21 protein-coding genes are annotated in these 23,584 nt (G+C 71.8%); 13 read left to right on the top strand and 8 right to left on the bottom strand.

The window, feature by feature from the left end; translation table 11 throughout:
* Positions 1-14 precede the first annotated feature (14 nt).
* The 4 genes from ACFYM2_RS02655 to ACFYM2_RS02640 are packed head-to-tail and all read left to right on the top strand — an operon-like array spanning position 15 to position 4,561.
* A complete protein-coding gene (locus tag ACFYM2_RS02655; protein ID WP_388832744.1) occupies positions 15-974 on the top strand; it encodes an NTP transferase domain-containing protein in 960 nt (319 codons plus the stop codon).
* Complete coding sequence (locus ACFYM2_RS02650; RefSeq protein WP_359006497.1) at positions 971-2,410, top strand: molybdopterin-binding protein; 1,440 nt, start codon at positions 971-973, stop codon at positions 2,408-2,410. Before ACFYM2_RS02655 ends, ACFYM2_RS02650 begins: the two co-directional genes overlap by 4 nt.
* 39 nt (positions 2,411-2,449) lie before the next feature.
* Positions 2,450-3,538, top strand: a complete 1,089-nt coding sequence (locus ACFYM2_RS02645) for a potassium channel family protein (protein WP_388832741.1) — start codon at positions 2,450-2,452, stop codon at positions 3,536-3,538.
* Between the two features lie 45 nt (positions 3,539-3,583).
* Positions 3,584-4,561 (top strand): NAD(P)H-quinone oxidoreductase, encoded by a 978-nt coding sequence (locus ACFYM2_RS02640; RefSeq protein WP_388457497.1) that lies wholly within the window; start codon positions 3,584-3,586, stop codon positions 4,559-4,561.
* Positions 4,562-4,680: 119 nt separating this feature from the next.
* On the opposite strand, the gene ACFYM2_RS02635 is transcribed toward ACFYM2_RS02640, so the two are convergent.
* The 3 genes from ACFYM2_RS02635 to ACFYM2_RS02625 all read right to left on the bottom strand — a co-directional run bounded on the left by ACFYM2_RS02635 (position 4,681) and on the right by ACFYM2_RS02625 (position 7,787).
* Positions 4,681-5,220: a bacterial proteasome activator family protein gene (locus tag ACFYM2_RS02635; protein ID WP_323177967.1), complete on the bottom strand. Its 540-nt coding sequence runs from the start codon at positions 5,218-5,220 to the stop codon at positions 4,681-4,683.
* Between the two features lie 171 nt (positions 5,221-5,391).
* Complete coding sequence (locus ACFYM2_RS02630; protein WP_359006488.1) at positions 5,392-5,928, bottom strand: hypothetical protein; 537 nt, start codon at positions 5,926-5,928, stop codon at positions 5,392-5,394.
* Between the two features lie 233 nt (positions 5,929-6,161).
* Positions 6,162-7,787, bottom strand: a complete 1,626-nt coding sequence (locus ACFYM2_RS02625; RefSeq protein WP_359006485.1) for a protein kinase — start codon at positions 7,785-7,787, stop codon at positions 6,162-6,164.
* Positions 7,788-8,111: 324 nt separating this feature from the next.
* Between ACFYM2_RS02625 and ACFYM2_RS02620 the strand changes: the two genes are divergently transcribed.
* Positions 8,112-9,830: a protein kinase gene (locus tag ACFYM2_RS02620; RefSeq protein WP_388832737.1), complete on the top strand. Its 1,719-nt coding sequence runs from the start codon at positions 8,112-8,114 to the stop codon at positions 9,828-9,830.
* A gap of 2 nt (positions 9,831-9,832) precedes the next feature.
* Here ACFYM2_RS02620 and ACFYM2_RS02615 read toward each other — a convergent pair whose 3' ends face one another.
* From ACFYM2_RS02615 to ACFYM2_RS02605, 3 genes are all read right to left on the bottom strand, one after another.
* Positions 9,833-10,846 (bottom strand): phosphotransferase, encoded by a 1,014-nt coding sequence (locus ACFYM2_RS02615; protein ID WP_359006479.1) that lies wholly within the window; start codon positions 10,844-10,846, stop codon positions 9,833-9,835.
* 15 nt (positions 10,847-10,861) lie between these two features.
* A complete protein-coding gene (locus ACFYM2_RS02610; protein WP_388832734.1) occupies positions 10,862-11,281 on the bottom strand; it encodes a pyridoxamine 5'-phosphate oxidase family protein in 420 nt (139 codons plus the stop codon).
* 121 nt (positions 11,282-11,402) lie between these two features.
* Entirely contained in the window at positions 11,403-12,065 is a 663-nt protein-coding gene (locus tag ACFYM2_RS02605; protein ID WP_359006474.1) for a response regulator transcription factor, read from the bottom strand.
* A gap of 385 nt (positions 12,066-12,450) precedes the next feature.
* Here ACFYM2_RS02605 and pdhA point away from each other — a divergent pair, with 385 nt between their 5' ends.
* The 6 genes from pdhA (at position 12,451) to ACFYM2_RS02575 (ending at position 18,838) form a co-directional block, all read left to right on the top strand.
* Positions 12,451-13,605: a pyruvate dehydrogenase (acetyl-transferring) E1 component subunit alpha gene (gene pdhA / locus ACFYM2_RS02600; RefSeq protein ID WP_359006471.1), complete on the top strand. Its 1,155-nt coding sequence runs from the start codon at positions 12,451-12,453 to the stop codon at positions 13,603-13,605.
* A gap of 2 nt (positions 13,606-13,607) precedes the next feature.
* Positions 13,608-14,588, top strand: coding sequence for an alpha-ketoacid dehydrogenase subunit beta (locus ACFYM2_RS02595; RefSeq protein WP_359006468.1), 981 nt, complete (start codon positions 13,608-13,610; stop codon positions 14,586-14,588).
* 10 nt (positions 14,589-14,598) lie between these two features.
* Complete coding sequence (locus ACFYM2_RS02590; RefSeq protein ID WP_359006465.1) at positions 14,599-15,996, top strand: dihydrolipoamide acetyltransferase family protein; 1,398 nt, start codon at positions 14,599-14,601, stop codon at positions 15,994-15,996.
* 223 nt (positions 15,997-16,219) lie between these two features.
* Entirely contained in the window at positions 16,220-16,792 is a 573-nt protein-coding gene (locus ACFYM2_RS02585) for a hypothetical protein (RefSeq protein ID WP_359006462.1), read from the top strand.
* An 82-nt stretch (positions 16,793-16,874) separates the two neighbouring features.
* Positions 16,875-17,537, top strand: coding sequence for a GntR family transcriptional regulator (locus ACFYM2_RS02580; RefSeq protein ID WP_359006459.1), 663 nt, complete (start codon positions 16,875-16,877; stop codon positions 17,535-17,537).
* Positions 17,534-18,838: an MFS transporter gene (locus ACFYM2_RS02575; RefSeq protein ID WP_359006456.1), complete on the top strand. Its 1,305-nt coding sequence runs from the start codon at positions 17,534-17,536 to the stop codon at positions 18,836-18,838. Before ACFYM2_RS02580 ends, ACFYM2_RS02575 begins: the two co-directional genes overlap by 4 nt.
* A gap of 29 nt (positions 18,839-18,867) precedes the next feature.
* On the opposite strand, the gene ACFYM2_RS02570 is transcribed toward ACFYM2_RS02575, so the two are convergent.
* Entirely contained in the window at positions 18,868-19,692 is an 825-nt protein-coding gene (locus ACFYM2_RS02570) for a maleylpyruvate isomerase family mycothiol-dependent enzyme (protein ID WP_359006453.1), read from the bottom strand.
* A gap of 165 nt (positions 19,693-19,857) precedes the next feature.
* Here ACFYM2_RS02570 and ACFYM2_RS02565 point away from each other — a divergent pair, with 165 nt between their 5' ends.
* Complete coding sequence (locus ACFYM2_RS02565) at positions 19,858-20,682, top strand: carbon-nitrogen family hydrolase (protein WP_388832730.1); 825 nt, start codon at positions 19,858-19,860, stop codon at positions 20,680-20,682.
* Between the two features lie 505 nt (positions 20,683-21,187).
* Here ACFYM2_RS02565 and ACFYM2_RS02560 read toward each other — a convergent pair.
* Positions 21,188-21,679: an LURP-one-related family protein gene (locus ACFYM2_RS02560; protein WP_359006447.1), complete on the bottom strand. Its 492-nt coding sequence runs from the start codon at positions 21,677-21,679 to the stop codon at positions 21,188-21,190.
* Between the two features lie 77 nt (positions 21,680-21,756).
* Between ACFYM2_RS02560 and ACFYM2_RS02555 the strand changes: the two genes are divergently transcribed.
* Positions 21,757-23,577 (top strand): NHL domain-containing thioredoxin family protein, encoded by a 1,821-nt coding sequence (locus ACFYM2_RS02555; RefSeq protein WP_388458195.1) that lies wholly within the window; start codon positions 21,757-21,759, stop codon positions 23,575-23,577.
* Positions 23,578-23,584 lie beyond the last annotated feature (7 nt).

Below are 23,584 nucleotides of genomic sequence, written 5' to 3'. Positions count from 1 at the left end.
CCCATACTCGGAAGATGACCGCGTACGACGCCGCAGCACCGGAGCCCGGGCCCGGGCCCGGCCGGACCTCCGCCGATCGCACGGGCGCCGAGGCCACGCCCGGCGGCGCCGATACCTCCTACGACGCCGTCGTGCTCGCGGGGGGCGCCGCCAGGCGGCTGGGCGGCGCCGACAAACCCGGGCTCAGCGTGGGGGGCCGGGCCCTGCTCGACCGGGTGCTCACCGCCTGCTCCGGTGCCGCGACCACGGTCGTGGTGGGCGGACGGCGGCCCACCACGCGGGCGGTGGCGTGGGCCCGCGAGGATCCCGCGGGCGGCGGACCGCTGGCCGCGCTCGACGCCGGGCTGCGGCACACCACGGCCGGGAGCGTGCTCGTACTCTCGGCCGACCTGCCGTTCCTCGCGACACCGACCGTCGAGGCGCTGGTGCGCGAACTGCGCCGCAGTGGTCGCGAGGCCGTCCTGTGCGTCGACGCCGACGGCCGTGACCAGCCTCTGGTGGCCCTCTACCGGGCCCAACCCCTGCGCCGGGAGCTCGCGTTGCTCGCCCGGGAACACGGCTCGCTCGCCGGGCGGCCACTGCGCCTGCTCACCCGCGCGCTCGACTGCGGCCGCCTGGCAGCGGACCCGCTGGCCTCCTTCGACTGCGACACCTGGGAGGACCTTGCGGCCGCACGGGCGCGGATCAGGGACCATGGGGGCGTGCTGGACGAATGGATCACCGCAGTCAAGGACGAACTCGGCATCGAACTGGACGTGGACACCCGCGTCCTGCTCGACCTGGCCAGGGACGCCGCCCACGGCGTCGCCCGCCCCGCCGCCCCCCTCACCACCTTCCTGGTCGGCTACGCGGCGGCCAAGGCGGGTGGCGCGGGCGAGGACGTGGCGGAAGCCGTCCGCAAGGCCGCCGCACTCGCCAACCGCTGGGCGGCCGAGGCCGAGACCTCCGACGGCCCGAAGAACGACGCGGGATGACGGCCGGGACCCCGGCAGCGGACGACGGCTCCGACGAGGCGCTTGCCCTGCTGCGTGACAGCGGCCCCACGGCACCCCGACGGGACGCCGCGGGCCCGCGACGGGACGAAGCGGCACCCCGACGGGACGCCTCGGCCTCCGGTCGGAACGCGCCGGCCTCCGGTCGGGACGCGCCGGCGGCCAGGGGCCGTGCGGAACAACCGGCATCCGGCGCCCACCGGACCCCTCATCGCCGCGCCGCCCCCTGGGACGAGGCGCGGACCGTGGCCGCGCGGGCGGGCCGTTCCGCGCCGGCCCGCGCCCACCGGGTCACTCTGGACCGGGCTCTGGGTGAGGTCCTGACCGCGCCGCTCACCGCGCTCACCGATCTGCCGTCCTTCGACACCTCCGCCATGGACGGCTGGGCCGTCGCCGGCCCCGGGCCGTGGTCGGTGCAGGACGGGGGCGTCCTCGCCGGGCACGCCGCGCCCGCCCCGCTCGGCGACGGCGAAGCGGTCCCCATCGCCACCGGCGCCCGCATCCCCTCCGGCGCCACGGCGGTGATCCGCAGCGAACACGCCCGCACCGACGAAGCACGCACCGTGCTCCAGGCCGATCGTGTGGTGCTGCACGGCCAGGACATCCGGCCGCGCGGACAGGAGTGCCGCTCGGGCGACGCGCTGCTGCCCGCCGCCGCGCTGGTCACCCCGGCCGTCCTCGGCCTGGCGGCGGCGGCCGGATACGACGAGCTGGACACCGTGCCGAGGCCACGCGTCGAGGTGCTGGTCCTCGGCGACGAACTGCTCACGCAGGGGCTCCCGCACGACGGACTCATCCGGGACGCGCTGGGGCCGATGCTCGGCGTCTGGCTGCGGGCGCTCGGCGCCGACGTCATCGGCACCCGCCGCCTGAAGGACGACGCGGGCGCCCTGCTCGCGGCGGTCACCGGCTCCTCGGCCGACGTCGTGATCACCACGGGCGGTACAGCGGCCGGCCCCGTGGACCACGTTCACCCCGTGCTGCTCAAGGCCGGCGCGGAGCTTCTGGTCGACGGGGTCGCCGTACGGCCGGGGCACCCCATGCTGCTGGCGGGGATCGGGGTGGGCAAGCACTTGGTCGGACTGCCGGGCAATCCGCTTGCCGCGGTCTCCGGCCTGCTCACCCTGGCCGAACCGCTTCTACGTGAACTGGCCCGCCGAACCCGCCCGTTGACCTACACGGCGCCGCTGCGCAACGAGGTGCAGGGGCACCCGTACGACACCCGGCTCGTCCCGGTCGTCCACCGCGCGGAGCACGTCCTGCCGTTGCACTACAACGGGCCGGCGATGTTGCGCGGGGTCGCCGCCGCCGACGGGCTCGCGGTGGTGGCGCCCGGCGGAGCGCGGGCCGGCCAGGAGGTCGAAATCCTGGATCTGCCCTGGTCCCATGTGGGATCGGGCGATGGGTGTTTCACGTGAAACAACGCGTCCTCGCCCGCAACCCCCTGCCAGGAAAGGATGTTTCACGTGAAACTGCCCGGTCATGACGCGATGGCGCGCCAGGCGGGCGAGAATCTGATCACCCGGCGGGTGCAGTTGCCGCGCCGGGTCGTCGACCGGCCCCTGCGCCAGGTCGCCAAGCGGATCCTCATGGCGCTCGCCGTGCTGATACTGACGACGCTCATCGTCTGGATCGACCGCGACGGGTACCACGACAACGCCAACGGCAGGGTCGACTTCCTCGACGCCGTCTACTACGCCACCGTCACGCTCTCCACGACGGGCTACGGCGACATCGTCCCCTACAGCGACAGCGCGCGGCTCACCAACATCCTGCTGGTCACGCCGCTGCGCGTGCTGTTCCTGATCATCCTCGTCGGAACCACTCTCGAAGTCCTCACCGAACGGACCCGCGAGGAGTGGCGGCTCAACCGCTGGAAGGCCCAATTGCGCGAGCACACCGTTGTCATCGGCTTCGGGACGAAGGGCCGCTCCGCGATCCAGACCCTGTGTGCGCGGGGCCTGAGCAAGGAGCAGGTCGTCGTGGTCGATCCGAGCGCGAAAGTGATCGAGGCCGCCAACGCCGAGGGGTTCGCCGGCGTCGTCGGCGACGCCACCCGCAGCGATGTGTTGCTCCGCGCCGAGCTGGGCAGAGCACGGCAGATCGTCATCGCCACCCAGCGCGACGACACCGCCGTCCTGGTGACCCTGACGGCCCGGCAGCTCAACCGGGGCGCCAAGATCGTCGCTGCGGTGCGGGAGGAGGAGAACGCGCCGCTGTTGCGCCAGTCGGGTGCTGACGCCGTCATCACCAGCGCCAGTGCGGCCGGTCGGCTGCTCGGTCTGTCCGTGCTCAGCCCGAGCGCGGGCACCGTGATGGAGGACCTGATCCAGCAGGGCAGCGGGCTGGACATGGTGGAGCGGCCGGTGAAGAAGAGCGAGGTCGGGCGCGGGGTGCGGGAGACCGACGACCTGGTGGTGAGCGTGCTGCGGGGGCACCGGCTGCTGGCGTACGACGACGCGAAGGCGAGCCCGCTCCAGCTCACGGACCGGCTCATCACGATCGTACGGGCCGGTGGCGCGCCTGTTGAAGGACGGGCGCAGTAGCGTCCGGCGCGCCCGTTGTGGGGCGGGCGGAGTAGCGTCGGCCGTATGTATGCGATCACGATTCCTGAGCCGGGCGGTCCCGAGGCGCTGGTCTGGGCCGAGGTCCCCGATCCCGTACCGGGCGAGGGCGAAGTCCTCGTCGAGGTGGCCGCGGCCGCCGTCAACCGTGCCGATGTGCTGCAACGCCAGGGCTTCTACAACCCGCCCGCCGGGGCGTCCCCCTACCCGGGCCTGGAGTGCTCCGGGCGGATCGCCGCGCTGGGCCCGGGTGTGTCCGGATGGAGCGTCGGCGACGAGGTGTGCGCGCTGCTGAGCGGCGGCGGCTACGCGCAGAAGGTGGCGGTGCCGGCCGGGCAGCTGCTGCCGGTGCCCGAGGGCGTAAGCCTCACCGAGGCGGCGGCCCTGCCCGAGGTGGTCTGCACCGTGTGGTCGAACGTGTTCATGGTGTCCCACCTGCGCCCGGGCGAGACGCTGCTCGTGCACGGCGGGTCCAGCGGGATCGGCACGATGGCGATCCAGCTCGGCAAGGCGATCGGCGCCAAGGTGGCGGTCACGGCGGGCGGCCCGGCCAAACTGGAGCGCTGCGCGGAACTCGGCGCGGACATCCTGATCGACTACCGCGAACAGGACTTCGTGGACGAGGTGGCGAAGGCCACGGACGGCGTCGGTGCCGACGTCATCCTCGACATCATGGGCGCCAAGTACCTGGAGCGGAACGTGCGGGCGCTCGCGGTCAACGGCCGTCTCGCGGTGATCGGTCTTCAGGGCGGCGCCAAGGGCGAACTGAACCTGGGCGCGCTCCTCACCAAGCGGGCCGCGGTCACCGCGACCTCGCTGCGGGGCCGGCCCGCGTCGGAGAAGGCCGCGATCGTGGCGGCGGTGCGCGAGCACGTGTGGCCGCTCATCACCGGGGGTGGCGTACGGCCCGTGGTGGACCGGACGCTGCCGCTCTCGGACGCCGCCGAGGGGCACCGGGTGCTCGAGTCCTCCCAGCACATCGGAAAGGTCCTGCTGACGGCGTGAACGCGATGAGGGGGCGCCCTGAGGCGCCCCCTCACTCCATGACGGGTTCGTGTACCCCGTGGCCGCACCGGCCCGCACGGGGGCCGGCCCGCACGGTTCCCGGCGCGGCGGTCGCCGGTTTACAGATACGGGCCCGAGCGGGCACCCGCGTGCGGGCCGCCCTCGTCGTCCTCGTCGTGCGACACCCCGGGCGGCAGCGCGCGGCGCATCTGCTCCAGCTGGGCGCGGGCCGCCATCTGCTGAGCGAACAACGCCGTCTGAATGCCGTGGAAGAGACCTTCGAGCCACCCCACCAACTGGGCCTGGGCGATGCGCAGTTCGGCCTCGGAGGGAATCGCCTCCTCGGTGAACGGCAGGGAAAGACGCTCCAGTTCCTCCACCAGCTCGGGCGCCAGACCGTCTTCGAGTTCCTTCACGGACGAGGCGTGAATGTCCTTCAGGCGTACGCGGCTCGCTTCGTCGAGAGGAGCCGCGCGGACTTCCTCAAGGAGCTGCTTGATCATGCTGCCGATCCGCATGACCTTCGCCGGCTGTTCGACCATCTCTGTCACCGGGACCTCGCGGGACTCGTCGTCTCCACCGCCGATGGCCATACCGTCCTGGCCTACGACCAGGATGTGGGGGCTCTCCGGCGACTTATCGTTCCTCGGCATCTCCATGCCGCCCATTCTCTCGCACACGTGCCTCACATCACGTTGTGCCCCCGGCAAGGAGTGATCCACCGCCCGGAGAGCGGCGATTCCCGTCGCGTGGACGGTGTTTCACGTGAAACAGCGCCCGGCATCAGTGCCGACTGTTCCGCGTCCCTCGATCGGCGTACCGAGGCCCTTTCACGGCCTGCGCAGGCGCAGGGCCAGAAAGCCGAGCCCCAGCCCGGTCAGCGCCAGGCCCGCCCCCAGCGACAGAACGTGGAAACGCAGATCGGAGTCGGTGGACAGGGCTTGGGGCGACTGGCGGCGCGGGAGGCGGGGGCGGGCCGGGGCGGCCGTGGGAGTGGGAGCCGGCGGGGGCGAGGGCCGTGCGGTGTCCGGAGCGGGAATGCGGGCCGGGGGCCGCGGCGGCGTCTCGTCCAGGGCCGGGGTCAGGGGGTCGGAGGCGTCGGCGACGGAGGGGTACTGGGCGTCGATCCGGCCCGGCCGCGTCCGGCCCACGCCCGCCCGGCTGCCCGCGAGGTGCTGGTCGTCGAAGGACGCACGCGGTGAGGGCGAGGTCGCGGAGGGGCTGACGGAGGGCGAGGCGCCGGCGGACGGGGAGGCGGACGGGCTGGACGTCGGGTCGCCTACGGCGGCCGCGTGCGGCGGGGGCGTCAGGAGCAGCGCTGCCGTCAGTGACACGGCCGCCGTGAGTGACCGGATCCCTGGAGCCATGGCAGGGGCCCCTTCCCGTACGGATGCGCGAGCCTGAGGTGGCCGAATCAGCGTCACACGGGGCTAGTTGTGCGGCATCCCGGGAGCGGCAGCGGTGCGCCGAATGGGAGGCACGTCCCGCGCGGCGGGCGTCCCGTCCGGTGCGTCCCGGGTGACGGACGCGGCGTACTCCGCCGGCACACGACGAAGCCCGGCGCCAGGGGCGCCGGGCCTCATGTGCGGGCGGTGTCCGGTTACTGCCCGGGCGGGTTGCCCGAGGAGATCTGGATCGTGAACTGCGCGTTCTTCTTGTCCACGTCCACGCCGGCCGCGGGGAACTGGCTGACGACCACGTCCTGGCCCCACTGCGCGCTGTCGACGGTCTCGGTGTTGACCTTCCAGCCCGCCGCCTGGATGCAGGACTTCACCGACAGGACGTCCTTGTAGGAGAAGTCCGGCGCCTGGACCTTGCCCGGGTCGAGCGTGGAGATCTGGGGCGCGGTGCACTTCGCGGCGTCCATCGTGCGGAACCGGTCAGGGCCCTTGTGGTTCGCGGCGTTCGCGGAGCTGCTGGCCTTGGCGTCGCCGCCGCCCGAGTCGTCCTTGTTCATCACGACCATGGTGACGAGGCCACCGACCGCGAGCAGCGCCACCGCGATCGCGCCCACGATGACCGGAGTGTTCCCCTTGGAGCCGCCGGAAGAGGCCGGCGCGGTCTGGGCCGGGGACATCGCGTACGGCGGCGGCGTCTGGGAGGCGACCGGGGTGGCCTGCTGCGGGTACCCGTAGGACGGCTGCGCCTGGGGCGTCGGGGCCGGGGTGGGCGGCCCGTAGGGGCTCGCCTGGTACGGCGTCTGCACGCTGCCCGGCAGGCCTTGCGCGGCCTGCGAGTCGAGTGGCGGGAAGACCGTCGCGCCGACGCCCGCGCCGCTGGAGAGGGGGCCGCCGCCGGTGATGACCGGGGCCGCGCCCAGCTGGCCGGACGAGGTGATCCGCAGGATCTCGTCCTGCATGGCCTGGGCGCTCGGGAAGCGCTCGTTCGGGTTCTTCCTCAGGGCGCGGGCCACCAGCGCGTCCATGGCCGGGGTGATCGACCGGTTGACCGAGGAGGGCGCGACCGGCTCCTCCTGGACGTGTGCGTACGCGATCGCCAGCGGGGAGTCCGCGTCGAAGGGGATGCGCCCGGTCAGGAGCTGGAAGAGCATGATGCCGACCGAGTACAGGTCGGAGCGGGCGTCCACGCCCCGGCCGAGTGCCTGCTCGGGCGAGAGGTACTGGGGGGTGCCGACGACCATGCCGGTCTGGGTCATGGAGGTGACGCCGGACTGCATGGCGCGGGCGATGCCGAAGTCCATCACCTTGACGATGCCGCGCTTGGTCATCATCACGTTGCCCGGCTTGATGTCCCGGTGCACCAGGCCCATCTCGTGGCTGACCTCGAGGGCGGCCAGCACGTCCGCGGTCACCTTGAGCGCCTTGTCGGCCGGCATCGCGCCGTACTGCTGCGTGTCCCGGTGCAGCGTCGAGCCCAGCGGCTCGCCCTCCACGTACTCCATGACGATGTACGGCATGACGCCGTCACCACCGGCGGTGGAGCCGTTGAACATCACGGTGTCCTCGCCGGTGTCGAAGACGGAGACGATGTTGGTGTGCTGAAGCTTGGCGACCGCCTGAGCCTCGCGGCGAAAGCGCTCGCGGAAGGACTGTTCCCGGCCGAGTTCGGTGTGCAGCGTCTTGATCGCGACCTGGCGGTCGAGCGCGGAGTCGTACGCGAGGTACACCGAGGCCATTCCGCCCTCGCCGAGGAGGTCGCGCAGCTGGTAGCGCCCGCCCGCGATGGAACCGCCCGCATAGCGGCCGTGTGCGCCGTCCTGGCTCATGACTGTGCGTCCCCCTTGGCCCGGTGGCCAGTGCTGATCCTCGATTTTTTCAGGCCAAGTCTGCCCGAGGGGTCAGTCACGTCAAGCCGCATGCCCGTTCCGTGACCGTACGCACGGGAAGAGACTCGCAAGCGTTACAGGAATGGCATCGAAAGCGTACGAGATTTGCATGGGTACACGTGGAACCGATGGGATGGCCGGTCCATCCCGCACCGGGGCCTCGCGCCAACGCTGTAGCGTGCACTACTGCACAACCAGCGGATGAGTACGACGGAAGACCCGTAAGAAGACCGCGGACGCGGCCAGATACGACGGCGAGGACTGATGGCACCCGAACCCGACGGAAACGGCGCCGGGATGGCCGATGGGCAGGACCACGAGTCGTGGGTCGGCGGCCTCGTCGGCGACGGCCGTTACCGCCTCACCCACCGGCTGGGCCGCGGCGGCATGGCGGAGGTGTTCGCCGCGGAGGACGTGCGCCTGGGGCGCACCGTCGCCGTCAAGCTGCTCCGCGCCGATCTCGCCGAGGACCCGGTGTCCAAGGCGCGCTTCACGCGTGAGGCGCAGTCCGTGGCCGGACTCAACCACCACGCGGTGGTGGCGGTGTACGACTCCGGCGAGGACTTCGTGGGCGGCCAGACCGTCCCGTACATCGTCATGGAGCTCGTCGAGGGCCGCACCATCCGCGACCTGCTGATCGACGCGGACGCCCCGCCGCCGGAGCAGGCGCTGATCATCGTCTCCGGGGTGCTCGAAGCGCTCGCGTACTCGCACCAGCACGGCATCGTGCACCGTGACATCAAGCCCGCCAACGTGATCATCACCGAAACCGGCGCGGTCAAGGTGATGGACTTCGGCATCGCGCGCGCCCTGCACGGCGCCCAGTCGACTATGACGCAGACCGGCATGGTCATGGGCACCCCGCAGTACCTCTCGCCCGAGCAGGCGCTCGGCAAGGCCGTCGACCACCGCTCCGACCTGTACGCGACCGGCTGTCTGCTGTACGAACTCCTCGCGCAGCGGCCGCCGTTCGTCGGTGAGACACCGTTGTCGGTGGTCTACCAGCACGTCCAGGACATGCCGGTGCCGCCGTCCCAGGTGGCCCATGTCGCGCCGCCGGAACTCGACGGCCTCGTCATGCGTTCTCTGGCCAAGGACCCGGACGACCGTTTCCAGTCCGCCGAGGAGATGCGCGGCCTGGTCCAGTACGGGTTGCAGATGCTCCAGGCGCAGGGCGGCCATACCGGCACCTGGAACACCGGCCCGGTCGAGATGATGCACGAGGGCCCCCGCACCCCGGCGATGGGCATGGCCGGGGCCACCGCGGCCATGAGCCACCCGGTGCACGGGGACACCTCGCAGTTCGGCGGTCCGATCCTGCCGCCGTCCAACCCGGACGACGGCGGATACGACGGCTACGGCCACGGCGCTCCCAAGCGCAGCGGCTCGGGCAAGATGGTGCTGTTCGTGGTCCTCGCCATCGTCGCGATCGCGGTGGGCGTCGCCTTCGCGCTGAAGGCCACGCAGGACACGGGCGGCAGCTCCGGCGGCGGCGGGGGCACGACCTCGAACTCCCCGAAGACCTCGCCCTCGGCGCCCGCGTCGGACAACCCGCCCACGCCGGACACGCCGGGCACCAGCCAGGGCCAGTCCTACAGCAGCAGCACCAACGGCAACGGCGAGTCCCCCTCGCGCCACCGTTCGCGCTCCGCCTCGCCGTCCCCCAGCAAGTCGCAGGCCTCGCACTCGCCGGGGACCGACCAGGGCACGACGTCGGGGACGAGTGAGGGTACGGATACGCAGGGCACCACCTCCGGCAACGAGGGCACCACCGCCGGCAACACGGGCACGACGAGCGGCAACACGGGGACCACCGCCGGCAACACCGGCACCTCCACGGGTACCACCGCCGGCAACACCGGCACCACCGCCGGCAACACGGGCACCACGGCGGGCACCACGGGCACGACCCACGGCAGCACCGCGGGCAACACCGGAACCTCCAGCGGCCCGGGCGGCAGCAAGCCCCCCGCCAACAACTGACCTCACCCCGCGAACGCCTCGCACACCGCCTCGTACTCGCGGGTCCACCAGACCGCCAGGGCCGACGCCGCAGGAAACTGCGGGTCGGCCCTGCGGTCGTGCAGCTGGTAGCGCCAGCGCAGGATCCAGAAGTCGTTCAGGCGCTCCCACCACACCCGGTGCACGGCGGCCGCCAGCTCCTCGGCGTCGGCCCCGGCCGCCTGCCGGTAGGCGCGCGCGTAGGCCCGTACCTTGGCCAGCTCCAGCTCGCCCGAGGGGCGGACGAAGAAGATCACGGCGGCCCGTACCGCCTCCTCGGCGCGGGGCTGCACGCCGAGCCGGTCCCAGTCGACGATCGCGGCGGGCTCGGCCGAGCGTCCCTCGCCCCGGTACAGCAGGTTCAGCGGGTGGAAGTCGCCGTGCACCCAGGCGCCGGTGGCGGGGGCCGGCGGGCGGCGGTGGGCGTGTTCGCCCAGCAGCACCCGCCGCTCCAGGAGGCGGTGTTCGGCGAGTTCGTCGAAGGCGTCGCGCGGCCGGTGCCTGCGGGCGCGCGCCACCAGGTCGTCGATGAGCGCGAGGCTGTCGGCCGGGTCGGCGCCGTGGTGTTCGCTCCGTGGCACGTCGGGTTCCATCACCTGGGCCAGGCAGGTGTGGGTGAGGCCGAGCAGCGCGCCGAGCCGGCGGGATTCCACGGCGCAGAGCTGGGCGCCGTCGCGGTGGCGGCCCTGCACCCAGGGGTGCAGGGCGTAGCAGTGCCCGCCGATCACCGCGACGGTGTCGCCCTGGGCGTCGGGGACGGGCGGGGCGACGGGGACGCCGAGGGTCTGGAGGCGTTCGGTGGCGCGGTGCTGGCGGGCGATGGCCACGTGGTCGCCGTCCAGGTGGTGCTTGAGGAAGTAGTCGCCGCGGGTGGTGGCGAGGCGGTAGCCGCGGTTCAGCAGGCCCTGGGCGACGCGTTCGCAGGAAAGCGGCTCACCGGGGGCTTCGTAGCGGCGCAGCAGATCGCCCACGGGTGGAGTTGCAGATGAGCGCGGCACTCGTCAGATGTTAGATCACGCAGCGTGTCGGGGCGGACGCTCTGTGGAGTAGTCCAGCGAATGGACGGTGACGAACTGGGGTTCGATACGCATGTACACCGGGTCGAAGGGCTCGCCGTCCGCCGCGCGGGGCGGCGGGCCGAACAGCGCCAGTTCGCCCGCGGTCGGCTCGCAGGGCTCCGCGGTGCCGGTGAACTGCACCGACCACAGGTGCTCGGCACCGGAGTTGAGGTTGTCCGCGCCGTAGGCGACCACGCTGCCGAGGCAGGCCTGGTGGTAGCCGAAGCCCGCGTGCAGCCGCAGCAGGACCCCGCCGCCGGTGACGACGTGGCGGGCCGGGGCGACGAACGGCAGGGCGTGCAGGCTCGTGGCCACCCGGCCGTAGCGGACGCGGCCGAGCAGGTCGATGGCGCGGGCTGCTTCCTCGGAGGACATGCCCCCTACTTTTGCGTGGGCGCGGCGGCCTGCGGAAGAGCTGGGGGCCCCGTGCGGCCGGGCCGTAGGTCCCGGAAATCCCCGGGGGGCCGGGGCCCGGAGCCCTCGCGGGCCCGGGCTTTCAGTGCTGCTTCTCCGCCTGGATCCGGGCCACGTAGGCGGCGGCCTGGGAGCGGCGCTCCATGCCCAGTTTGGCGAGCAGCGACGAGACGTAATTCTTGATCGTCTTCTCGGCGAGGTGCAGGCGCTCGCCGATCACGCGGTTGGTCAGGCCCTCGCCGATCAGGTCGAGGATCTTGCGCTCCTGGTCGGTGAGGTTGGCCAGGCGGTCGTCCCCCTTGCTGCGGCCCCCGTCGCGCAGCCGCTCCAGGACGCGGGCGGTGGCCACCGGGTCCAGCAGCGATTTCCCGGCCGCCACGTCGCGCACGGCGGTCAGGAGCTCGCTGCCGCGGATCGCCTTGAGGACGTAACCCGAGGCGCCGGCCATGATCGCGTCGAATAGGGCCTCGTCGTCGGCGAACGAGGTGAGCATCAGGCATTTGATGTCCTCGTCCCGGGAACGGATCTCGCGGCAGACCTCGACGCCGCTGCCGTCCGGCAGGCGCACGTCGAGCACGGCGACATCGGGGCGGGTGGCCAGGATCCGGCTCACGGCCTCGGCGGCGGTGCCGGCCTCGCCGACCACTTCGATGTCGTCCTCGACGGACAGCATTTCGTGGACGCCGCGACGGACCACCTCGTGGTCGTCGAGCAGGAATACGCTGATTTTGCCTGTTTCGAGCACGGAATCAGTCTCACACATTCATCCGAAGCACGCCGAAGGGTGCCATAAGTGACCCCTTCCCGAACCTGCGTGACCGGGATAACGTGCCGTTGTTCCGGCGGACTGCAAGGCTGTGACCAGCGGCTGTTCCCCACTTTCTGGATTTACTTGGAAATCCAAGCAAAATCGCAGGTCAAGTGGGGTTTCGCAGTAATGCGCAGCACTGGGTAACGTGCCTTTGACAGGGCGCTCGCCGGGGCACCTGTCACGCCTGATCCCCGGCCGAGCGCACACACCCCGTGCACTTGAGACGGACAGGCGAGCCTCCCCCAAGCTCCGGACGAGCCGGGGGGACCCCCAGGCTCACCGGCGAACCCGGGAGCCGGACAGACGGAGGAGCACGCACGTGACCGTGGAGAGCACTGCCGCGCGCAAACCGCGACGCAGCAGCAAGCGCACCGCCGGCGCCGGCGCGAAGAAGACGGCCGCCGAGCCCCAGCTCGTACAGCTGCTGACGCCCGAGGGCGAGCGCGTCGAGCACCCTGATTACGACGTCGACCTGAGCGCCGAGGAACTGCGCGGCCTCTACCGCGACATGGTGCTGACCCGCCGGTTCGACGCCGAGGCCACCTCGTTGCAGCGCCAGGGCGAGCTGGGCCTGTGGGCCTCGCTGCTGGGCCAGGAGGCCGCGCAGATCGGCTCCGGGCGTGCGCTGCGGGACGACGACTACGTCTTCCCGACCTACCGCGAGCACGGTGTCGCCTGGTGCCGCGGCGTCGACCCGACGAATCTGCTCGGAATGTTCCGCGGCGTCAACCACGGCGGCTGGGACCCGAACTCCAACAATTTCCATCTGTACACGATCGTGATCGGCTCCCAGACGCTGCACGCGACCGGGTACGCGATGGGTGTCGCCAAGGACGGCGCGGACAGCGCGGTGGTCGCCTACTTCGGCGACGGCGCGTCCAGCCAGGGCGACGTCGCGGAGGCCTTCACCTTCTCCGCCGTCTACAACGCCCCCGTCGTGTTCTTCTGCCAGAACAACCAGTGGGCGATCTCCGAGCCCACCGAGAAGCAGATGCGCGTCCCGCTCTACCAGCGCGCCCAGGGCTTCGGCTTCCCCGGCGTGCGGGTCGACGGCAACGACGTGCTGGCCTGCCTCGCCGTGACCAAGGCCGCCCTTGAGCGGGCCCGGCGCGGTGAAGGACCCACCCTGGTCGAGGCGTTCACCTACCGGATGGGCGCGCACACCACCTCCGACGACCCGACGAAGTACCGGGCCGACGAGGAGCGCGAGGCCTGGGAGGCCAAGGACCCGATCCTGCGCCTGCGCGCCTACCTGGAGAACGCGGGCCACGCGGACGCCGCGTTCTTCGAGGAGCTGGAGACCGAGTCGGAAACGCTCGGCAAGCGGGTGCGTGAGGCGGTGCGCGCCATGCCGGACCCCGAGCCGATGGCGATCTTCGAGAACATCTACGCCGACGGCCACGCGCTGGTCGACGAGGAGCGCGCCCAGTTCGCCGCCTACCAGGCGTCGTTCTCGGACGGGGAGGGCAACTAGCCATGGCCGTACAGAAGTTGCCGATCGCCAAGGCGATCAACGAATCGCTGCGCAAGGCCATGGAGGACGACCCCAAGGTCCTCATCATGGGCGAGGACGTCGGCAAGCTCGGCGGTGTCTTCCGGGTCACCGACGGCCTGTTCAAGGACTTCGGCGAGGACCGGGTCATCGACACCCCGCTCGCGGAGTCCGGCATCGTGGGCACCGCGATCGGTCTGGCCCTGCGCGGCTACCGGCCCGTCGTGGAGATCCAGTTCGACGGGTTCGTCTTCCCCGCGTACGACCAGATCGTGACCCAGCTCGCCAAGATGCACGCCCGCGCGCTCGGCAAGATCAAGATGCCGGTCGTCGTGCGCATCCCCTACGGCGGCGGCATCGGCGCGGTCGAGCACCACAGCGAGTCCCCCGAGACGCTGTTCGCGCACGTCGCGGGTTTGAAGGTGGTCAGCCCCTCCAACGCGTCCGACGCGTACTGGATGATGCAGCAGGCCATCCGGAGCGACGACCCGGTGATCTTCTTCGAGCCGAAGCGGCGCTACTGGGACAAGGGTGAACTCGACACGGAGGCCACCCCCGGTCCGCTGCACGAGGCCCGCACCGTACGCGACGGTTCGGACCTCACGCTGGTGGCGTACGGCCCCATGGTGAAGGTCTGTCTTGAGGCGGCGGCCGCCGCGCAGGAAGAGGGCAAGTCGATCGAGGTCGTGGACCTGCGCTCGATGTCGCCCATCGACTTCGACGCCGTGCAGGCGTCCGTCGAGCGGACGCGGCGCCTGGTCGTGGTCCACGAGGCGCCGGTCTTCTACGGCGCCGGAGCGGAGATCGCCGCCCGGATCACCGAACGGTGCTTCTACCACCTGGAGGCCCCGGTGCTCCGGGTCGGCGGCTACCACGCCCCGTACCCGCCGGCGCGCCTGGAGGAGGAGTACCTGCCGGGCCTCGACCGGGTGCTCGACGCCGTCGACCGCTCGCTGGCGTACTGAGGGAATGGTCGTGACGACAATGACGCAGAACGCAGCCCGCTACCGCGAGTTCAAGATGCCGGACGTCGGCGAAGGACTCACCGAGGCGGAAATCCTCAAGTGGTACGTGCAGCCCGGTGACACCGTCACCGACGGCCAGGTGGTGTGCGAGGTCGAGACCGCGAAGGCGGCCGTCGAACTGCCCATCCCCTACGACGGTGTGGTGCGCTCGCTGCACTTCGAGGAGGGCGTGACGGTGGACGTGGGCACGTCCATCATCACCGTGGACGTGGCCCCCGGCACCGAGGAGCCCCCGGCGCCCGCCCCGGCCGCCGAGCCCGCCCCGGTGGCCGAGGAGGAGGCGCCCAAGGGCCGCCAGCCCGTGCTCGTCGGCTATGGGGTCTCCGAGGCCTCCACCAAGCGCCGCCCGCGCAAGGGGACCCCCGTCCCCGAGCAGGCCCCGGCCGAGGCGCTGCGCGCCGTGCAGACCGAGCTGAACGGTCAGGTGCCCGCGCCCGCCCGCCCGCTCGCCAAGCCCCCGGTGCGCAAGCTCGCCAAGGACCTCGGCATCGACCTCGCCACCGTGGTGCCCACCGGCCCCGACGGCATCGTGACCCGCGAGGACGTGCACGCGGCGGCGACGCCCGCGCCGACGGCCCCGGTGGGAGCCGCCGCTGTTTCACGTGAAACAACGCCCGCCGCCCAGCCGGTCGTTCAGGGTGGCGAGGCCCGCGAGACGCGCATCCCCGTCAAGGGCGTACGCAAGGCGACGGCGCAGGCCATGGTCGGCTCGGCGTTCACGGCGCCCCACGTCACGGAGTTCGTGACGGTCGACGTGACGCGGACGATGAAGCTGGTCGAGGAGCTGAAGGCCGACAAGGACATGGCGGGCCTGCGGGTCAACCCGCTGCTCCTGATCGCCAAGGCGCTCCTGGTGGCGATCAAGCGCAACCCGGACGTCAACGCCTCGTGGGACGAGGACAACCAGGAGATCGTGCTCAAGCACTATGTGAACCTGGGTATCGCGGCGGCCACCCCGCGCGGTCTCATCGTCCCGAACATCAAGGACGCGCACGCCAAGACCCTGCCGCAACTGGCCGAATCGCTTGGCGAGTTGGTGTCGACCGCGCGCGAGGGCAAGACCTCGCCGGCGGCGATGTCCGGCGGCACGGTGACCATCACCAACGTCGGCGTGTTCGGCGTGGACACCGGGACCCCGATCCTGAACCCGGGTGAGGCCGCGATCCTCGCGGTCGGCGCGATCAAGCTCCAGCCGTGGGTGCACAAGGGCAAGGTCAAGCCGCGCCAGGTCACCACGCTCGCGCTCTCCTTCGACCACCGCCTGGTCGACGGCGAGCTCGGCTCGAAGGTGCTCGCCGATGTGGCGGCGGTCCTCGAGCGGCCCAAGCGGCTCATCACCTGGGCCTGACGCCGTCCGGCAACACCGTTGCCCCCGGCGCCGGTTGCGCCCGCGGCCCCCGATGCGTACCCGTACGGAACCACCAGCATCCGTACCCGTACCCGCCGGGGGCCGCGGCGCGTCCACCCCGGCAGAAGCGATGGCCACGGGTGGACAAGGGGAGGGGGCCGGGCGGACAGTGGGGTGAGGGAACGTGAGCGCCGCTCGGCCGCCCTGTGTCATGGAGTCGTTCATGTCGACCTACGCCCGCACCTCACTGCGCACCCGTCTGCGCCCCGCGATCGCCGTCGCCGCCCTCGCCGGAGCCCTCCTCACCCCTGCCGCCGCCTGCGCCGCCACCTCGACGGGCGGGGCGCCCGCCGCCACCGCGTCCTCGGCCGCCGGCCGCCACGACCGGGGCTGCACCGTTACCCAGAGCCGTTCCATCGGTGCCGGCACGACCGCCGTGACGAGCATGAGCCCGAGCGGCCCCACCGTCACCTTCCAGGACGGCCCCGGCACCCCGGTCCCCTCGCTCGGTAAGCTCGACCGCGCGCACCCCAAACTGCCCGCGTCGGCCGGCATCTACGTCGAGATCCTGAACCCCTACGGTGCCGCCCCGCAGCTCAAGTCCAAGGTGGAGGGCGGCGCGGGAGCCTCGTACGCCATCCAGAAGTTCCCCGCGCTGCCCAAGGGCTGCGCGCTGAACGGCGCCGGGGCCGCCAAGACGCCGTCCTCCGCGCCCTCGGCCGCCGCACCGGGCCAGACCTCGGTCGTGCCGAAAGGCGCCGTCGCGGCGGGCCCCGAGTTCACCACGCGGCCTTAAGGAACTGGCGCCTCCAGAAACCACCGTCCCGCGATCCGGACGGTGGTTTCTGTTGCACCCCTGTTGTATCTATCCTGTGCGCATGCCTGCCGCCCCCGCTCCCGCCGCCAAGCGGCCCGCCGCTGCCGACCGTGTCTACTTCCACGTCAAGCAGGCGGTGCTCGACCGCCGCTACGAGGGCGGCACGCTGCTCACCGAGGGCGAGCTGGCCGAGGCCGTCGGGGTCTCGCGCACGCCGGTGCGCGAGGCGCTGCTCAAGCTAGAGGTGGAAGGGCTGATCAAGCTCTATCCGAAGAAGGGCGCCCTCGTGCTCGCCGTCTCCGCGCAGGAGACCGCCGACGTGGTCGAAACCCGCCTGCTCGTCGAGGAGTTCGCGGTACGCAGGGCCGTGCCCGCGCCCGGCCGCCTGCTCGCCCGGCTCCAGGAACTGCTCGCCGAGCAGAAGGCGCAGGCCGCCGCCGGGGACCTCGCGGCCCTCGCGGTCTCCGACCGGTGCTTCCACGCCGAGATCGTGCGCAACGCGGGCAATGAGATCCTGGCCCGTCTCTACGACCAGATGCGCGACCGTCAGCTGCGCATGGGCGTCGCCGTCATGCACGCCCAGCCCGACCGCGTGGCCAAGAACATCGCCGAGCACGAGGAGATGCTGGCCGCGATCAGGGACGGCGACGGCGAGCGCGCAGCGCACTGTGTGCGCCAGCACCTGAGCTGGGTCAGGGTCCTGGTCAGGGGGGACGACCGATGAGCTCCGCCGCACTGCCTGCGCCGGCGCCGCAGCCGCTCGGCGGGCGCAGGGCCGCCTTCGTGTGGGGCATAGGCGTCGGCGTCTACTTCGTCGCCGTCATCTTCCGCACCTCGCTCGGCGTCGCGGGCCTGGACGCCGCCGACCGCTTCCACGTCAACGCCTCGGCGCTGTCCACCTTCTCCATACTCCAGCTCCTGGTGTACGCGGGGATGCAGATACCCGTCGGCCTCATGGTCGACCGGCTCGGCACCAAGAAGGTCCTGGTGCTCGGGACCGTCCTGTTCACCGTCGGACAGCTCGGCTTCGCCCTGTCCCCCTCGTACGCCACCGCGCTCGCCTCCCGGGCGCTGCTCGGCTGCGGCGACGCGATGACGTTCATCAGCGTCCTGCGGCTCGGCTCACGCTGGTTCCCCGCCAAGCACGGCCCGATGATCGGGCAGGTCGCCGCGTTGTTCGGGATGGCGGGCAACCTGGTGTCCACGCTCGTCATCGCCCGCGCCCTGCACGGCGTCGGCTGGACCCAGACCTTCGCGGGCAGCTCGCTGGCCGGGGTCGCCGTCCTGGTCCTGCTCCTGCTCTTCCTGCGCGACCACCCCGAGGGCCACGAACCGCCGCCCGCACACCACGCCGGGGCCGCCTTCGTACGCCGTCAGATCGCCGAGTCGTGGCGCGAGCCCGGCACCCGGCTCGGGATGTGGGTGCACTTCACCACGCAGTTCCCCGCGATGGTGTTCCTGCTCCTGTGGGGCATGCCCTTCCTCGTGGAGGCGCAGGGCCTGGACCGGGGAACGGCCGGGGGGCTGCTGACCCTGGTGGTGCTCTCCAACATGGTGATCGGCCTCGTGTACGGGCAGCTCATAGCCCGCCACCACGCGGCCCGGCTGCCGCTGGCGCTCGCCACCGTGGGGGTGACCGCGCTCCTGTGGGCCGCCACCATCGCGTATCCGGGTACGCACGCGCCGATGTGGCTGCTCGTCACCCTGTGCCTGGTGCTCGGCGCCTGCGGGCCCGCCTCGATGATCGGCTTCGACTTCTCGCGGCCCGCCAACCCGCCCGAACGTCAGGGCACCGCGTCCGGTATCACCAACATGGGCGGTTTCATCGCCTCCATGACGACGCTGCTCGCGGTGGGCGTCCTGCTGGACGCGACCGGGGACAACTACCGGATCGCGTTCTCCTCGGTGTTCTTCCTGGAAGCCCTCGGACTCACCCAGATCCTGCGCCTGCGCGCGCGGGCCCAGCGCCGCGAGCGGGACCGGCACGTGGCGAGCCGGGTCGAAGCGGTGCACGTGCCGGTGTAGCGGGCCGCGCGGGCCCCCGCAGCCCCGGCCTACGGCGTGACCGCGAACTCCCGCAGGATGGCGTCGGCCAGCTCCTGGTCGCCTTCCGTCTTGACGCGGTCCACCACCGCGTGCGGACGGACCCGGCCGCACGCCAGGCGCAGGAACGTCTCCCAGTCCATGGCGAGGGTGACCAGCGGGCCGAGCGAGGGCGCGCCGTCGATGGTGCCCCGGCCCTCCGCGTCGACCCGTACCGTACGCAGGAATTCGAGCGGGCCGTGGATGTCGAAGACGACCGCCGAGTTCGGCGGGGCGCCGGCGTTCTTCGCGACGACCTTCGGCAGCGTGTGCAGCAGGATGTCGCGGGCCACGTACGCGCCCGGCGAGTCGAGGTTTCCCGGCTTGTTGAGCGCCCAGCGCAGATCCTGCTCGTGCACCCACACGTCGAACGCCCGCATCCGCAGCGAGAGTTCCAGGGTCATCTCGGCGCCGAGCGGCGCACGCACCTTGGTGTCCGGGTCCCGGTTCTCGTTGCGCAGCTGGCGCTGCCGGCGGATGATCGTGTACTCCAGCTCGGAGGTCATCTCCGGCGCCGTGTGGTGGCGGCGCACGTCGACCTGCATCTCCATGTACCGCGCGAAATCGGTCTGTACGTGGAAGAGGTCGCGCGGCAGGCTGTGGATCGGCCTCGGATCACCCAGCTGCTCGCACTCCATGCCGATGATGTGCGACACGATGTCGCGCACCGACCAGTTGGGGCACGGTGTCGCACGGTTCCACTCGCCCTCGACGAGCGGCTGCACCAGCTCCGATATCGCCTCGATGGAGTGGGTCCAGGCATCGGCGTAGGTCTGAAGGCTGGGATGGACGGTCACGGGACCCCTCGGCGGTTCTTTTGTACGCGGGCTGGACTGCGGGACTGCGTGGGAGGCTTGGTCGCTAAGTTACGCTGCCGGGCAGCACCCCGGCAGTGCTTTGGTATGACGATCGTAGGCTCTTTCCCGGAGTGCTGACGGCTCGAAGGCCAGGACGGTGGTACTGTGCGCGCTTCGCTCATCCAGATCGATGTAAATCCCGACGAATCCATCAATTCCCGTCGCCGGCGCGTGGGTTCGCTGGTCCGGGAGCAACGGGGCGCCGATCTCGTCGTGCTTCCCGAGCTGTGGACGGTGGGGGCCTTCGCCTACGACCTCTTCGACGCCGAGGCGGAGACGCCGCGTGGCACCACGGCGCAGGCGATGTCCGAGGCGGCCCGGGACGCCGGGGTCTGGCTGCACGCCGGGTCGGTCCCCGAGCGGGACGAGGACGGCACGCTCTACAACACCTCGCTCGTCTTCTCGCCCGACGGCGCGCTCGCGGAGAGCTACCGCAAGATCCACCGGTTCGGCTTCGACCAGGGGGAGGCGGTGCTGATGGGCGCTGGTGACCGGCTGGCCACGGTGGCGCTTCCCCAGCTCACGCTGGGGCTCTCCACCTGCTACGACCTGCGGTTTCCCGAGCTGTTTCGGGGGCTGGTCGACGCGGGCGCCCAGGCCTTTGTCGTCTCGGCCGGGTGGCCCGAGCGTCGCCGCTCCCACTGGACGCTGCTTGCGCGGGCCCGTGCGGTGGAGAACCAGGCGTATGTGCTGGCCTGTGGTACGGCGGGGACGCATGCGGGGGTGGCCCAGGCCGGGCACAGTCTTGTGGTTGACCCCTGGGGCGAGGTGCTGGCCGAGGCGGGGTCCGGCGAGGAGATCCTGACGGTCGACCTGGACCCGGCGCGGGTTGCCGAGACCCGGGAATCCTTCCCGGCCCTGAAGGACAGGGTGCTGAACGTCCAGCGAGCCACGAGCAACCCGGGCCCGCGCAGTTCCCCGCGCCCCTGAGTATCCGGTGCTGGCCGGCATGGGCAGCCTCGGCCTGTTCGCGCAGTTCCCCGCGCACCTGACAGGGCCGTGCTGGCCCGCCCCTCAGCCCGTCATGGGGGTCCCCCCTGGCCCTTAAGGGCTTGGGGGAGATTGAGGAGGAGGCCCTTCAGGCCGAACGGGGTCTGGGGCGGAGCCCCAGGGTCGTTACCTTCAGCCCCCGGAGGGTTTACGGAAGGGGCGGGGAGGGGCATCCCGGGGTCTGGGGCGAAGCCCCAGCGGCCCCGGCTCGCACGTGCGGGCCGTGCGTGGCTGAGCGCGCAGTTCCCCGCGCCCCTGGCGGGACTGGTGCCGGCCCGGATGGGCAACCTCAGCTCGCCGCGCGCGCCCTGGCGGGGCTGGTGTCGGCCCGCATGGGTAATCTCAGCTCGCCCCGCACCCCGGCGGGGCTGGTGCCGGCCCGTATGGGCAATCTCGGCTCGACCCGCGCGCCCTGGCGGGGCTGGCGTGGGACCGGGTGTTCGCGTTAGTCGGCGCGTTCCTTTTCGTCCATGCGGATCACGCAGATCACCACCGCGATCAGCAGCGCCGCGTCCGCGTCCTCGCGGATCACGTTGACCGCGTACGTCTCGTGGAGCCGGAACCACTTGCGGGAGACGTGCGCGAGGAGTTCGCCCTCGTACTCGACCGTGAACTCGCGGTCCAGGATGCGGCCGCTGACGTCGAGCTCGGTGCCCTCGACCAGGCTGACCCGGTAGTGGTTGCGCAGCAGCGAGAGCCGTTTGCGCCGCACCGTCGCCAGCGTCTGGTCGTCCCGCTGGACGGTCATCGCGTCCCGCAGGCTGAACATCTTCTCCCGCAGCGTGATCAGCACCCGTCCCGCCGGGTCCTTCAGCTCCAGGGTGTCGCGCAGCCGCAGCGCCTTGCCGTCGGCGAGGAACGCCTGGCGCCCGTCCTCGGTCTCAATCCAGTAGTCGTCGCCGATGGCGAAGATCTTGTCCCGCACGAGGTATTTCATGGCTACACCCCTGCCCATCCGCGAGCCCCGCCGAACGACGACACAGCCCGTTCATGACGGGATGGCAAGCTTGAAGGATGAACGATGCTGCCCCGGCGCCCACCCCCGCGCCCGCACCCCGCAAGCGTGCCCGTGTCCGCGCCCCCGAGCTGGTCGGCAGGGGCGGTTGGCTGAACACCGGGGGCACCGAGCTGACCCTCGCCGACCTGCGGGGCAAGTGCGTCGTCCTGGATTTCTGGACCTTCTGCTGCATCAACTGCCTCCACGTCCTGGACGAGCTGCGCGAGCTGGAGGAGAAGCACCGCGACACCGTGGTGATCGTCGGCGTGCACTCGCCGAAGTTCGTGCACGAGGCCGAGCACCAGGCCGTGGTGGACGCCGTCGAGCGGTACGGCGTGGAGCACCCCGTGCTCGACGATCCCGATCTGGTGACCTGGAAGCAGTACGCCGTGCGGGCCTGGCCCACGCTCGTGGTGATCGACCCCGAGGGCTACGTCGTCGCCCAGCACGCCGGTGAGGGCCACGCCCACGCCCTGGAGCGGCTTGTCCAGGAGCTGGAGGCCGAGCACGAGGCGAAGGGCACGCTGCGGCGCGGGGACGGCCCGTACGTGCCGCCGGAGCCCGTCGCCACCGACCTGCGCTTCCCGGGCAAGGCGATCGCGCTGCCCGGCGGCAATCTCCTGGTCTCCGACACCACCCGCCACCAGCTGGTCGAGCTCGGCCCCGACGGCGAGAGCGTGGTGCGGCGGATCGGCGGCGAGGGACAGTTCAAGGAGCCGCAGGGGCTCGCGCTGCTGCCGGACGGCAGGGTCGTGGTCGCCGACACCGTGCACCACGCGCTGCGCGCCTTCGACCCGGTGAGCGGGGAGATCGAGCTGATCGCCGGCACCGGCAGGCAGTGGTGGCAGGGGCAGCCCACCTCGGGCCCCGCCCTGGAGGTGGACCTGTCCTCGCCGTGGGACGTGGCCTGGTGGCGGGGCAAGGTGTGGATCGCCATGGCCGGGGTGCACCAGCTGTGGACGTACGACCCGGAGACCAGGACGGTCGAGGTCGCGGCAGGCACGACCAACGAGGGCCTGGTGGACGGGCCGGGCGCCGAGGCCTGGTTCGCGCAGCCGTCCGGGCTCGCGGCGACCGAGGACCGGCTGTGGGTCGCCGACTCCGAGACGTCGGCGCTGCGCTACGTCGACGCCGAGGGCGCGGTGCACACCGCCGTCGGCACGGGCCTCTTCGACTTCGGGCACCGCGACGGCGACGCGGCGCAGGCCCTGCTCCAGCACCCGCTCGGCGTCACCGCGCTGCCGGACGGATCGGTCGCGGTGTCGGACACGTACAACCACGCGCTGCGCCGCTACGACCCGGCGAGCGGTGAAGTGTCCACCCTGGCAACGGACTTGAGGGAGCCGAGCGACGCGGTCCTGGTGGGGGACGACATCGTCGTCGTCGAGTCCGCGCGCCACCGCCTGACGCGGCTGCGCCTGCCCGACGAGGCCGTACGCGTCGAGGCGGTGGCGCACCGCACACGGCGCGCGGCGACCGAAGTCGCCCCGGGCAGGCTCCAGTTGGACGTGGTGTTCCAGGCGCCCGACGGCCAGAAGCTGGACACCCGCTACGGCCCCTCCACCCGGCTCCTGGTGTCCTCGACGCCGCCCGAACTGCTGCTCACGGGCGAGGGCACCGGCACCGATCTCGCCCGTGAGCTGCGCCTGAACCCGGAGATCGCCGAGGGCGTCCTGCACGTGTCGGCGATGGCGGCGTCCTGTGACGACGACCCGGCGAACGAGTACCCGGCCTGCCACATGCACCAGCAGGACTGGGGTGTGCCGCTGCGGATCGTCGAGGGCGGCGCGGCGCGACTCCCGCTGGTGCTCGCGGGGATGGACCGGGCGGAGAGCTAGCGCCCGG

It is taken from the genome of Streptomyces sp. NPDC006711, assembly GCF_042869775.1.
Taxonomy (GTDB): domain Bacteria; phylum Actinomycetota; class Actinomycetes; order Streptomycetales; family Streptomycetaceae; genus Streptomyces.
This window is presented reverse-complemented; position numbering and strand designations above follow the sequence as displayed.